Origin of the sequence: Rhizobium sp. ERR 1071 (assembly GCF_007828675.1) — a bacterium.
Taxonomy (GTDB): Bacteria; Pseudomonadota; Alphaproteobacteria; order Rhizobiales; family Rhizobiaceae; genus Rhizobium; species Rhizobium dioscoreae.
Map to the genome: position 1 here is coordinate 89,203 of NZ_VITM01000015.1, position 14,044 is coordinate 103,246.

The 14,044-nt window shown below is 59.1% G+C and carries 5 protein-coding genes; 3 read left to right on the forward strand and 2 right to left on the reverse strand.

Translation table 11 applies throughout. The features are described 5' to 3' along the window. Positions 1–282: 282 nt before the first annotated feature. Positions 283–8,775, reverse strand: coding sequence for a GH36-type glycosyl hydrolase domain-containing protein (locus FBZ99_RS30100; RefSeq protein ID WP_145636548.1), 8,493 nt, complete (start codon positions 8,773–8,775; stop codon positions 283–285). Positions 8,776–10,507: 1,732 nt separating this feature from the next. Next, positions 10,508–11,299: an SDR family NAD(P)-dependent oxidoreductase gene (locus FBZ99_RS30105; protein WP_113352158.1), complete on the reverse strand. Its 792-nt coding sequence runs from the start codon at positions 11,297–11,299 to the stop codon at positions 10,508–10,510. Positions 11,300–11,781: 482 nt separating this feature from the next. On the opposite strand from FBZ99_RS30105, the gene FBZ99_RS30110 reads away from it, so the two are divergent. Genes FBZ99_RS30110 through FBZ99_RS30120 form a run of 3 tightly spaced genes read left to right on the forward strand, consistent with a single transcriptional unit; the run spans position 11,782 to position 13,973 of the window. Next, positions 11,782–12,666 carry an amino acid ABC transporter permease gene (locus FBZ99_RS30110; protein ID WP_113420262.1) on the forward strand — a complete coding sequence of 295 codons (885 nt, stop codon included), beginning with the start codon at positions 11,782–11,784 and terminating at the stop codon, positions 12,664–12,666. Then, entirely contained in the window at positions 12,666–13,427 is a 762-nt protein-coding gene (locus FBZ99_RS30115) for an amino acid ABC transporter ATP-binding protein (RefSeq protein WP_145322945.1), read from the forward strand. Before FBZ99_RS30110 ends, FBZ99_RS30115 begins: the two co-directional genes overlap by 1 nt. 39 nt (positions 13,428–13,466) lie before the next feature. Then, the gene (locus FBZ99_RS30120) at positions 13,467–13,973 is read left to right on the forward strand and encodes a transporter substrate-binding domain-containing protein (RefSeq protein ID WP_246661228.1); all 507 of its coding nucleotides are present in this window, start codon (positions 13,467–13,469) and stop codon (positions 13,971–13,973) included. The last annotated feature ends 71 nt before the right edge of the window (positions 13,974–14,044 follow it).

The following is a 14,044-nucleotide window of genomic DNA, read 5'->3' on the forward strand; positions in this document are numbered from 1 at the left end:
CTCCTGTTGGATGGTGGTGCTCGTCGATCAGCAAGGTTTTCGCATCGATACATCTGGCGCTTCATTCTGCTGGCAGGCCGCGGTCCCAACACGATAGCGGAGGTATTCTATTGTCAAACAGCCGCTGGCCTCACTTGCAGACTCAATTCGATAAACTCCCTCCGAAGGAGATAAGAGCGCGCAGCTGGTGAATTGGAGGTGGCCTGATTGGCTCTGCCTCCAATTTCCAATTCATACATACTCGATAATTCGGCGGATGGCTGGATTACAGCGAGATTTCGCCTACGATGCCGCGGGCAAATATCCCTCCCGCGGATCATCGATTGCGGTCCCATTGATCGTGATCGCATATCCTCCTGTCGGATCAACTCTCGAAACCGAAATTTCGTATCGACCGCTGGGCAGTTCCAGCGCAGCCGAGTAGCCGTCCCATCCGGCCGGCAGCGCAGGCTTGATGTGCAATCGCCCGCTGTCGGTGCGAATGCCGAGGATACCTTCGATTGCGACGCGATAGAACCACCCGGCCGAACCGGTGTACCAGCTCCAGCCACCGCGGCCCCTGAGGTCGCCTTCTCCATAAACGTCGCCGGCGATGACATAGGGCTCGACGCGATAGGTCTCCGCGGACGATTTGTCGAGCGCGTGGTTGATGGGGTTCAGCATTTCGACCGCGCGCCAGGCGTCCTCGCCGCGGCCCATCCGGGCAAGGGCAAGAGCCGTCCACATGGCGGCATGCGTGTATTGGCCGCCGTTTTCGCGGACACCTGGCGGGTAGGCCTTGATCACACCGGGATCATTGACCGGCTTGACGAAAGGTGGCGTCAGCAGGCGGATGAACTTGCCCTCCTCATCAACCAGCTTATCGAGGACCGCGTTCATGGCCATGTTGCTGCGATCGGCATCTCCCTCGCCGGAGAGCACGCTCCAGGATTGGGCGATCGAGTCGATCTTGTCTTCCGCCGATTGGCTGGAGCCGAGAGGCGCGCCGTTGTCGTAGTAACCACGGCGATAATATTCGCCATCCCATCCGGCCGTTTCGATCGCGGCCTTGAGCTTTTCAAGATGATCCGCCCAACGGCTGACGCGTTGCGTGTCGCCGCGCTTTTCCGCATAGGCGATGAAGCGACGCAAGGCGCCCGCGAGGAACCAGCCCAGCCAAACGCTTTCACCACGTCCGGCGATGCCGACACGATCCATCTTGTCGCACCAGTCACCGCTCATCATCAGCGGCAACCCGTTGACGCCCGTGCGCTTGATCGCGAGATCGAGGCCTAGAGCGGCATGTTCGTAGAGCGATGCGGTCTCGTCGGAGACACGTGGCTGCAGGAAGGCGTCGTACTGGCCGGGGCTGAGCTGCGCGCCTTCGACGAAGGGCAGCATCTCGTCCATGATCGAGGCGTCGCCGGTCACCGTGCAATATTGGTCGAGGGCATAGGCAAGCCAGACCGGATCGTCGGAGATGTTCGTGCGAACGCCGGCACCGCTATCTTCCAGCCACCAGTGCTGGAAATCGCCTTCTGGGAACTGACGGCGGCCGGTATTGAGGATCTGCTTGCGGGCGATCTCAGGCGAATGCAGCAGGAAGGCCAGCGAATCCTGCAGCTGGTCGCGCAGGTTCCACGCACCGCTCGATTGGTAAAAGGCGGTACGGGCCATGATGCGGCAGCCATAGGTCTGATAGGGCAGCCAATTGTTGACCATGAAGTCAAGCCGCTTGTCCGGTGTCGAGACCTGCGTCTTGCCGGTGAAGCTCTTCCAGAACTCACGCGTCTTCTCTAGAACCTCCGCAAAACCGATGGAGCGGATGTCGGCGATGAGAGCGGCGGCTTCCTCCTGCGAGGCGGCATCACCCATATAAAAGCAGATGTCGCGCACTTCACCTGACTCGATCGTCAGGTCGAATGCCAGAGCGGCTGCGGGATCACCATCGAGATCGACGGCATTGGAGAGCCGCGAGCCGGCCGAAACCGTGCGCGGCTGCTGGATCGTCCCGTGCCGGCCGATGAACTCGCGACGGCTGGTGGAGACGCTCGACGGTGCTTCGCTTGCAGCAAAAGCCGCAACTCGCGTCCCGAAGCTTACGCTGAACGGATTTTTCGCAAAGACCGCTCCGCTCGCGCTGTCGAAGCTCGAGATGATGAAGGGCTTGCTCTTGGTCGGGTTGTTGCCGAAAATCCATTCGGCATAGCCGTAAAGCCGCAGCTTGCGTGCTTCGCCTGCATGGTTGCGGATACGCAGTTGCGTCAGCTTGACGGGCTTTTCCATGTCGAGGGTCTGGGTGACCTCCAGGGAAATCTCGTCCTGAACCGTCGAAAAGATCGAGTAGCCAAGGCCATGCCGGGCTTCGAAGCGCGTGTCTGCGCGCTGCGCGAGCGACGCGTAGGGCACGATGACGGAGCCGCGGTCGAGATCCTTCAGATAGAAGGCCTCACCTGGACGGTTTGTGACCATGTCGTTGGTCCAAGGCGTCAGCTGATGATCGCGGGAATTCTGGCTCCAGGTGAAGGCAGCGCCTTCCGCCGAGACATGGAAGCCGAAGCTCTCGTTGGCTATGATGTTAACCCACGGATGCGGCGTCTGTTCGCCGCCGGACAGGCGCACGACATATTCGCTGCCATCGGCCGCAAAGCCGCCATAGCCGTTCCAGAAGGCAAGATCGCTGCCATCGACCGGGGGCGTCCCGGCAGTGTCGCGAACCATACGTGGCACCAGGGTAGAATCACCCCACTGACCAAGGAGCGCAGGCGAACCGGAAATGGAACGGGCCTTCTGCACCTGATCGATGAGGCTGCCATCGCGACCACGCAGCACGACGCGCGAGGCGGCGATGATGGCGTCATAGGCTTCCGGAGTCGTCATATCCCTCCGCAGGACATAGATATTGCGCTGGATACCGGCAACCTCGCTGGCGTGACGCGCCGCGTCACAGAGCTGGTCGATGGTGCGCTGCATTTCGGCAGCCGCCTCGCCGGTGCGCTCGTTGAAGATGACAAGATCGACCTCGACGCCGCGCGATTGCAAGAGGCCTTGCGCACGCAGGAGTTCCTTGACGAGATCGGTGCCGAGCTCGTCGGTGATGCGCAAGGTCATCAGTGGTGCATCGCCGGACAATGTCGCGGCCCAGAGCACGGACTGCGACTTGAGGCCTTCGCGGACCGTCTTATTGTCGGCACGCAGCGCCATGTCCGGATAGATGATGTAGCGGGCAAAGCGTTGGTAGGCGGCCGCCTCCTTCGAATTGACGCCGATCTGGCGCAGCTGGCTCTGCGTTCTCGTCCAGGCCTGAACAAGACCTTGGGCAAAGCTTTCCGGCTGGCGATAGTGCTCGACCGCAGCCTCGAGCTCGGTGCGTTCGGCCGCGGCAATGGTCCAGAAGGTTACGCTGACCTTCTCACCGGCCGGCACGCGAAGCGTCCGGCGCAGCGACAGGCAGGTATCCATCGTGAAGCCGCTCGAGTTGGAAAGTTCCGCACCTGCGTCGAACGCGGCAGCTTCCGTTAGCGTGCGCCCCCGCCCAAGGAAGCGCATGCGGTCCGTCTCATACTGTGTCTGCAGGCTCTCGCCCGACGTATCGACGACGAGATGGGCGATGGCGACCTCTGGATCCGTCACGCCACGCTTCTGCCGCTCGACGAAGATTGCGTCACCTTTCGGGGCGATTTCTGTCTTCAGGAACATGCGGGCAAAGACGGGGTGACCAGTATCGACGGCATCGAGAGTGGCGACAGGCTCCATATAGGAGGTCACCTCGATCACTCGATCTTCCGTGCCGGTGTTGCTGATCGTCAGACGGCGGCCTTCGGCATCGTAATTGCTTGCGACGAAGACTTCCATTTCGCTCGTCAGCTCGCCGACGGTCTTGATGAACTCCGCCTTGTCGTCACTGAAGCTCACCCGAACATGCTCGTTGGCGATCGAACGCGGCTCCGCCGTTGCGGACCACCATTCGTTCGATGCGGTGTCGCGCAGAAAGACGAACGATCCCCATCGATCCTCGGTCGGGTCGGCACGCCAGCGATTGACGGAGAGATTTTTCCAGCGGCTGTAGCCGGAGCCGGTCGCCGTCAGCATCGTGGAGTAACGGCCGTTCGACAACAGCAGCAATTCGCGCTCGCGTGAGGCCGGATCTTCCAGGCGCCGCACTTCCGGACGCATCAGGTCGCCTTGGATGGTCGCGGGCGCGTCGGTTTCGTGCTTCGAGGCCATGACGGGAATATCGCGCGGCGCTTTTTCCTGCAGCAGCAATTCGGCTGCCTCGATTACCGGATCCGCATGGAACAGCTCGCGCAGCAGGCCGTCGAAAGCCACGTTGGCGACAGCGGCGATCGACATGCCGTGATGGTGCGCATAGTAGTTGTAAACCACCGCGCATTGCTTGCCTTCCGGCACGCGGCTTGCCGTGAAATCGACGGCATCATGGAAACCATACATGCCGAGCGCGCCGACGGCCCGCAACCGCTCGAGGTTTTCGAGGGCCGCGACCGGATTATATTGGCTGGCGAGCAACGAGGCGTAAGGCGCGATGACGGCGTTCTGTCCGAGACCGCGTTTCAGGCCGAGCGTCGGCACCCCGAAGTTGCTGTACTGATAGTTCATCTGATGATCGCGGGCGTTGAAGGCCGCTTCCGAGATGCCCCACGGCGTGCCAAGCTTGCGCGCATAGTTCATCTGCTCGAGAACGATCAGATTGTTGGTCTGGTTGAGAATCCCGCCGCTGCGCTCCTGCATGACGAGAGGCGGCATCAGATATTCGAACATCGAGCCGGACCACGAGACCAGCGCACCGCGCGTGCCGACGGGCACGACGTGGCGGCCGAGCTTGTACCAGTGCTCGGTCGGGAGATCACCTTTTGCTACGGAGAAGAGGCTCGTCAGACGAGCTTCCGAAGCAAGTAGATCGTAGCAGGCGGCATCCACTTCTTCCGTCTCGACGCGGAAGCCGATCGATAGCAACCGGCGCTCCGGGCGATAGAGGAAGCTGAAATCCATATCGAAGGCGATTTCACGGGCGCGATTGCCGATCCGGATCAACCTTTCGCTGATATCAGGTGCCTGGGCGGGATCGAAAGCCTTGTCGACCTGATGGAGTTCGCAGGTTTCGACCAGCTTCTCCGCCCAATGGACGACTTCCTCGCTCCGCGTGGTCTTGACTTCCCTGTCAAGGCTTCCGGCAAGTTCGCGGATTTCCCGAGCCTGCCCGGCAAATCGTTCGATGAGGCCCGAGGAAAATTCCTTCTCGCGTTTACCGGTCGCGACCGCCGCTTCAAGCTCGGCGATACGGCCGTCCAGCCGGTCATGAAGGGATCGGTTCGACCGCGTATCGTCATCAAGCTCCGAAAGCACCTCGCGCAGAATTGCCGCGACATCGCCGATGCCGTCGAGATCGGTGTGGATATGGGCAAGAGGAGACTGGGCCCAGATGCGGCATGCGGATGAAACGGCGATCAGATGGCCGGCGAAATTTCCGCTATCGACTGAGGATACATATTTGCGGCCCAGCGGCTTCAAGGTGTCCGTATGATACCAGTTGAACAGGTGGCCGCGATATTTTTCCAGCTTTTCGACCGTCTCGATCGTCTGTTCGATGCGCTTGACCGCGTCCTCGAACGAAATCCAGCCGAAACGACGCGCCGAAATGACCGACAGCAGATAGACGCCGATATTGGTCGGCGATGTACGCATGGCGACGACCGCATGCGGCGTCTGCTGAACGTTGTCGGGCGGCAGGAAGTGCTGATCGGGAACGACGAAGTGGTCGAAGTAGCGCCAGGTACGTCTCGCGATCTTGCGCAATTCGTTGCGGACGTGGTCGGGCACAACAAGCCGATCTTCGGTTTCCGCCGTCTGGCTGACCAGCCAGGCGATGGCTGGCGACAGCACCCAGAGAAACGCGAAGGGAAGTCCGACCAGCCAGGCTATGTCGCCGGAAGAGGCGGCGAAGACCAGCGCCACAATGGCCAGCAGAGGGGCGCGCCACATAACCTTGTAATGGCCGAGGATCGTCGTCTGCGCCATGGCCTGCGCACTTGCGGCGGTGCGCCACTGCAACATCAGCTTGCGGCTGACGAACATGCGGTAGAGCGAGCGGACAATCGCGTCCGCCATGACGCAGGCGATGTCGGCGATGAAGATGATGCGCAGCGCCACCTGGGCATTGGCATTCTCAATATCTTTCCAGACGGTATGAAGATGCGCCCGCAGGATGATGTCGCTGGTTCGCGGGATGATACCATTGATCAGCGACAATGTCGGGGCAACGAACAGGCTGAAGATCAGCAGGATCTGCCAGATGAGCGCGCCGAAAGGATCCATCCAGTACCAACCGAGCACGGAAGCGAAGAACCAGGCGATCGGCGTCAGCGAGCGACGCAAATTGTCGAGCATCTTCCAGCAGCCGAGCGCGGTAATGCCACGGCGCTCGTCGAAAATGTACGGAATAAGCTGCCAGTCGCCGCGAGCCCAGCGATGCTGACGCGAGACTTCGACCTCGTAGCGAATGGGGAAATCTTCAACGAGCTCGCAGTCCGTCACCAGACCGCATCGCGCCATCGAGCCTTCGAGCAGGTCGTGGCTCAATATCGAGTTCTCACTGATCCGACCCTTCAGCGAGGCTTCGAAGGCGTCGACGTGATAAAGGCCCTTGCCGGTGAAGGTACCCTCACCGGTGATGTCCTGATAAACGTCGGAAACCGCGAAGACATAAGGGTCTAGACCGCGATTGACCGAAAAGACACGCTGGAAGGTCGATGCGTCCTTGCCCGTCGTCAGCGACGGCGTCACGCGCGGCTGCAGCACGCCATAGCCATCGACGACGCGCTGCTTCTTGTCGTCGAAAACCGGGCGATTGATCGGATGGTGCATCTTGCCGACGAGCTTCGTGACGGTATCACGAACAATGCGCGTGTCGCTGTCCAGCGTCATGACGTACTTGACGTCGGCCGGCACGACATCGAAGCCCGCGATAAAGCTCGTGTCTTGGCTGCCGCGCAGCAGCATGTTGAGCTCGTGCAGCTTGCCCCGCTTGCGCTCCCAGCCCATCCACACGCCTTCGGCCGGGTTATATTGCCTGCGGCGATGGAGCAGATAGAAGCGCTGCCTGCCTTCTTCCGAATAACGTGATTCCAATTCGGCGATCTTGCCGCGCGCATAATCGAGAACGTCGAGATCGCGGGCGGTCTGTTCTTCCTCGGCATCCGGCCAGTCGGTCAGGAGCGCGTAATAGATCTCACCTCGAGCATTGGCAAGGTAATGTACCTCAAGATTGCGGACGAGTTCATCGACGTGCTCACGCCTGCCGATCAGGGAAGGAATGGTGACAAGCGTGCGGGCGTCCGCCGGCAAGCCCTTCTTGAATTCATAGCCGACGAGACGATCCGGTGTGATGAAGAACGTGGCGAAGAAATTGAAGAGGCCGGTCGCGCCCTCGGATGCTGGGAGCGCGAACATCAGCAGCAGGACGATCGTCGCAAACAGCGGCATTCCCGCGTCGACGAATGCCCATTCGACCAAGACGAGCGCCAGCAAAGTCAGGAGAAGCACGGGAACGGCGATCGATAGCCAGTTCAGCTTGCGGACCATCCGCATGAACCGCAGGCCGAGCGTCGGTCGGAAGCCGATTTCCGCCTCCAGTGCCGGGCGCCCGTCGCCGACGAAATAGTAGCCAACGTTGCTTGCAGATCCGTCCCTGCTCTCATTCTTTGCACGGTCGGTCAGCCGCACGGCGGCCTCGGCGATATCCATCTCCGTCTTGTCGGACCGCTTCGCGAGCTTTTCGATCTGGCGGCGGTAGCTGTTGCGAGATCCGGCATCGAGCTCTGCATAATCCGTCTGCTGCCAGAGCAGCTTGTCGATGGTGCTGACCTCTTCGACCCACTCCGACCAGTCGGTGTCGTTGATCTCGCGCAGGCTCTTGATGATGCTGCCCATCAGCGCATTGGCCGCGCCGAGACGGGTCTGCTCAGCCGACATGACGGCTTCGGCATCCGTTTCCTTGGCGGAAAGTTTGGCCTCCAACCAATTCAACGCAGCTTCTGTTGGTTCGAGTGCATTGCGAAGACGATAGTGGAGCTGCGTGACGAAGGTCGTGTCGTCGAGATTGGCAGCGAGCGTTTCCAGATGTTGCGCCGCGCCGGCGTCACCGAGCGAAATTGCCTCGGTGGCCGCTGCATTGGCCGCCGCGCGCATTTCGCGGCTCTTATCGATCTGCGATGCCACCCGGCGAAGATTGTCGATCAAGACATAGCGCACCAGCGAGGGCAGCGCCCAGAGTTCGCCGATCCGTAAGGTTTCGCGGTCCTGGAACCCTTCGGTGACTGCGGTCATGCCAGCATTGCTGATATTGCTGTGCGCATGCGCCATGTAGAGCCAGGCGAGCGCGAGGGTGCGCGGCACCTCCGTGCCGTCGAGATTGATCTTGCGCAGTTCGCGATAGAATTTTTTCGGAAAGTCGCGGCGAACTTCCTGGATTGCCTCTTCGACAATGTAGTGGTTGTCGAGCAGCCATTCGGCAGCTGGCGTGATGCTTTCGCCAGCATCGACATCCGCGGCGGCGGCGCGATAGACCCGCAGGATCTCGTTTTCGTTCTCCTTGTGTCGGAGATAGAAATCGAAGCCACTGAATTTTAGGAGATCAAGCGTGCGAGTTTCTGCAAACTTCGCTGCCATGGTTCTCAGCTGATCGTTGGACAAGAGAGTGGCGCGAATTCCGAATTCGCGATCCAGATGAGCCATCTGAGGAGTTGGAGCAGAATCGTTGACAGTATCTTTAGATGACATGTGTCTTTCGCTTTTGTCTCGTCGTTTCCCAAATGCAGAGTTCCAGAAACGACAACCCGGAGCCTGAGATCTTCATTGCAGCGCCCCAGTTGACGGTAACTGGGGCGATGATTGCCGCTTAACTACCCGCACCACCCTGAACGCAGGATTAATTGTCTGGGCCGGCGACGTTGGCGGCCGTCGGAATTGCCGTCTCGAAGCAATCGGCCATTCTCGCTGAGCTTTCCTGCAAAGCTCCTTAGAGGCAAAACAAAATCATCTTATTCCTGAACTACTGGCACACAATCTGACGGCGTATTTGATCCCGTAATTCACGAAGGAATGAATTACCAGAAGGGGAGCTTAAATGTCCGTAATCGCACCGACACTTTCCCATGTGCTTCAAAATATCGAGCGGTTCAAGGCAGAGCTAGACAGCAGCGCCGACCTTCGGCGTCGCCTGGCACATGCTCGCGCTTGGTATGCTCTTCAAACCGAAGATGGCAAGTGGCTCTTCGCGCCAGACGCGATGGGCGTCGAGTGGAGAAACAGCTGCAATCCTGGTTGACCTCCGTGCCCCAAGCCGATCATCTTCATCAGGAGTTGACGGAAGCGCTCACGACCTTTCTTGCCAGCTACGGCAAATCGCCGAGCACAGCCTGTCGGATCAGCGTAACCAGCGATTTCTACCAGAGCCAAAACAACCGATCGGCAGATGATCATGTTTTGACCAATCTCTTGATTGCCGTGGCAAGTCGCCTGTCACCTGAGGAGCGCCTCGGACTGAGAGCCGCCCTCTAGGCGGGAATCCTCGCATATCCTGCGGTTTTCAGCCGAATTTCATGCCACTGCGCGGGCTTACCACGCAGACGCCGTCGAGACACCTAGAATGTGGCGATATTACAATGTGTTAGAGGAAAGAGGGCACCACTCCCATCAAAAGCATGAATAAGATGAAGGCGACTCCAACCGGACACCTGCGTGCCTTCCCGATAGTCGGCACGCGTTCGCAATGAAGCTCCGAAACGGACGGCTACAAATTCCGGATCGGACGCATGTAAGTTCCAACTTGAACGCGCTGGCTATCTTAATTCGCGCCACGGTCGTTTGGTGATAATACGACCGAAAGGTGGCCCCTGTTGGCTTTAGTCGCGCCAAGGCGCACCAACGCATATCCGGCACCGCCGATCTCAATCAAAAGGTCTGATCTCATTTCCCGATCGGTGACCACCTTGATTTTGGTCCATTTGTCTATCTTGGTGTCGTGCGGGAGAGGCAATCCCTCTCGCAGCAGGAGGGTGAGCTCAGGTGCTCTTTCCGACTTATAAATACAAATCCTCATCGCGCGGAACCCTAACTGCACAGATTTGTGACAGCTATATTGCAGTGCGTTATCAACTATTGCAATGCCGCGAAATCATTCTTTGCAAATGGCCGACGAATATGTCTGTCCTCCTATCCATGATTCTACCGCTACGCGTATGAGATAACGATAGATCAATCAGCTCCGGCATTCGACCGCACGCCTTGATCCAACGGCCTCATTGGCTCGTGAGCCGACACGTGGAGCCTCGACAACAGGGCACCACGTCCGCTGGCGCCGAGCTTCGATGTGTCAGCTTTTATAACGAAAGCCATTTTTGGTGGCATGCACCATGAAAAGCAATGATTGCAGTCCATTCAAGTGCTGAAGCTCAGGTCGGTGGAGTGCCGATGAGCTGCTCACGAGCGCAATGCATTCTCGCCGTGACGGTCAGAACGCGCTCTTCACCACGCCGCCATCAACCCTGAGCGCTGCACCATTGGTGGCCGAGGAAAGCGGGCTCGCGATATAGGCGACCATGGTTGCTATTTCTTCGGGCGTTGTGAAGCGCTTGATCAGTGAAGTTGGTCGGATTTTCTCGAAGAATTCGGTCTCGAACTGCGCGAAGCTCTTTCCTTCGGATCCGGGCAACGCTGCGACGAAATCCTCGACCCCGCGCGACTTCGTTGGACCAGGCAGCACACTGTTGACCGTGATCGCGGTGCCGGCAACGGATTCGGCGATACCGCGCGCTGCCGCGATCTGAGCCGCCTTGGTCACACCATAATGCACCATCTCGGCAGGAATATGCACGCCGCTTTCGCTCGATATGAAGATGATGCGCCCCCAGTTATGCCGGCGCATCGACGACAGATAAAGACGCGCGAGACGAACGCCCGAAAGCACGTTGACATCGAAGAAACGTCGCCAGTCAGCATCGGGGATTTCTTCGAATGGCTTGGGTTCGAATATGCCAAGGTTGTTGATCAGGATCTCGACGTTTGGGAAGCGCTTCGTGACCGCATCGGCCGCCGCCTCGGTGCCGAGATCGCCGGCAAATCCGTCAACGTGGCCACTTCCGATCGCGGCAAGTTCGGCGACCGTGCGATCGACCGCATCTTGGGTTCGTCCGTTGACGATGACATGGGCGCCTTCGCGAAGGAGAGTTGCCGCGATGGCATGACCGATGCCGGCGGTGCTGCCGGTGACCAGAGCCAGTTTACCGTTAAGCTCGAGGTTCATGAGGGTTCTCCAATGAGAGATATGACAGGAAGAGCACGCGGAATAAGCATGTTTCGCAAGGGAAGGCTATTTGCTTTGAGAACCGCCACCCTACGACGGATCCGGTTGATTGACCAGCGCACTTCCTTGGTAGCGATCGCCGATGGGATATGACGATCAACGCATTATCCGTAAGCGATCGTGCGAGATCCTCTGCCTCATTCCATGGTGCCGCCATTCAGCCTCGGCTTCTTCTTCCGGTCAGCAACAGCACCGGTATGGCATTGCCGTCAATTGGTTGATCAGATTATTCGCGTCGGTCGTTCCTCGCGTCTCTGTTAAAGGCAGCGAGACGGCGTCACGTCCTGGTGAATGCCGGGATTTATGCGGAAGGCGCATAAATTGCATGTTCAAATCTCGTTTGTGGCCGAATTCAAAAGCAACGTAAGCTTTTCCCATTAGAAAACGGAAGCTCACCAACGAGCTCAGGGGATCGAAATTTGATGAATTCAGCGCCACTGGACGTGAATGCGCTTGTGATCGTGCCGCAGCGAAAAATAGGCACGAAGATCATGGCGGCGATCTGCGTCATCCTGCTTGTTCTTCTGGCGAGAGCCTTCTGGAAGGGCGATATCGCCTGGGAATATGTCGGACAGAACCTGTTCACCAGGGCCGTCATGGCGGGTGTCGGCAACACGATCATCATGACCTTCTGCGCCATGATCGTCGGCATCGTTCTCGGTGTCGTTGCCGCAATCATGCGCATGTCGGACAATCCGGTTCTGCGCGGTATCTCGGTCGGCTATATCTGGCTGTTCCGCGGCACGCCGGCGTTGCTGCAGCTTCTCCTGTGGTTCAATCTTGCCTTGATCTTCCCGACGATCGGTATTCCCGGATTGTGGTCGCTCCGCACCGTCGATGTCATGACACCCTTCGTTGCCGCCCTCTTTGGCCTTGGCATTCAGCAGGGTGCTTATACCGCCGAAGTCGTGCGCGCCGGCCTTCTGTCGATCGACAAGGGGCAGATGGAAGCAGCCCAATCGATCGGCATGACGAAACTGCGGGCAACACTGAAAATCGTTCTGCCGCAGGCCATGCGTGTCATCGTCCCGCCGATCGGCAATGAAACCATCGGCATGGTGAAGCTCACCTCGCTTGCCAGCGTCATTCAATATTCGGAAGTGCTCAAAAACGTCGAGGACATCTACTATGTCAACTCGCGGGTCATCGAACTGCTGATCGTCGCCGCCATCTGGTACATGGTCGTCGTCACCATCCTCAGCATCGCACAGATCTATATCGAGCGGCATTTCTCCAGGGGCTGGGGCAGGCGGGATGCGGGCGCCCAGCAGGCGGCCAACCAGACTCTCACCGGGGAGGCAAGCTGATGGACGCGATCATCAAGGCGCACGGCCTGCAGAAGTACTTCGGCACGTTTCATGTCCTGAAGGATATCGATTTCGAGATCAAGAAAGGCGAAGTCGTCTGCATTATCGGACCTTCCGGTTCGGGAAAAAGCACCTTCCTGCGCTGCATCAACCAGCTCGAACAGATCGATGCCGGCTATGTCACGGTCGAAGATGAAATCGCCGGCTATCGCCGCGAAGGCAATCGGCTCTTTCCGCTGCCGGATCGGGAGATCGCCCGCCAGCGGCAGGCCGTCGGCATGGTCTTCCAGAAGTTTCATCTCTTCCCGCATCGCACGGTCCTCCAGAACATCATCGAAGGTCCGGTCGGCGTGCAGAAGCGGCCGAAGCAGGAGTGCCTCGCCGAGGCGCGCGTTCTTCTGCGGCGTGTCGGCCTCGCCGACAAGGCGGGCGCCTATCCAGGCGAGTTGTCCGGTGGTCAGCAGCAGCGCATCGCCATTGCCCGTGCGCTCGCCATGAAACCGAGGGCCATGCTCTTCGACGAGCCGACCTCGGCACTCGATCCCGAACTTGTCGGCGAAGTCCTCGGCGTCATGAAGGAGCTTGCCGCCTCCGGGACGACGATGATCGTCGTCACCCATGAAATCGGCTTTTGCCGAGAGGTTGCCGACCGTGTCGTCTTCATGGATGCCGGCATGATCGTCGAGACCGGGACGCCCAACGACATATTGGAAAACCCCAGGAATCCCAGAGTGAAGAACTTCATCTCTGCGGTGCTTTAACAAGAAAAATCCGAAGCAAGATCATCAGAGGACAATCGCATGAAACTCATTCGTCTCGCCGTTTCGGCGGCCCTGCTTTCGCTCGCGGCCACTGCCGCCTCCGCGGACTCGAGCCTGAACCTCATCAAGGACGGCGAGTTACGCATCATGACCAACCCGATCTATCCGCCCATGGAGTTCGTCAATCCGGATACCGGCACGATCGATGGCTTCGACGTCGACCTGGCGAATGCGATCGCCAAGAAGCTCAACTTGACGACCGTGTTCGTGACCTCCGCCTTCCAGGAGCTGCAGAGCGGCCTTCAGACCGGCCGCGCCGACATGATCATCTCCGGCATGAGCGACAACGTGAAGCGCCAGGCCAGTATGGACTTCGTCGATTACATCACCAGCGGCCCGATCCTCTTCACCGTCAATGCCAATGCCGCCACCTACAAGCAGGCGACCGACCTTTGCGGCAAGACAGTTGCCGGAAGCCGCAGCACCTCCTTCGGTGATAATGTCAAGGCCTGGAGCGCGCAGAATGAGGTGGCTCGGTTTGTCTGAACAGTTCCGGGCGTTTTGCTAAGTGGATTTCCGCCTCGGTTATGCCGCCACCATCATCGGTGTCAGCGCGT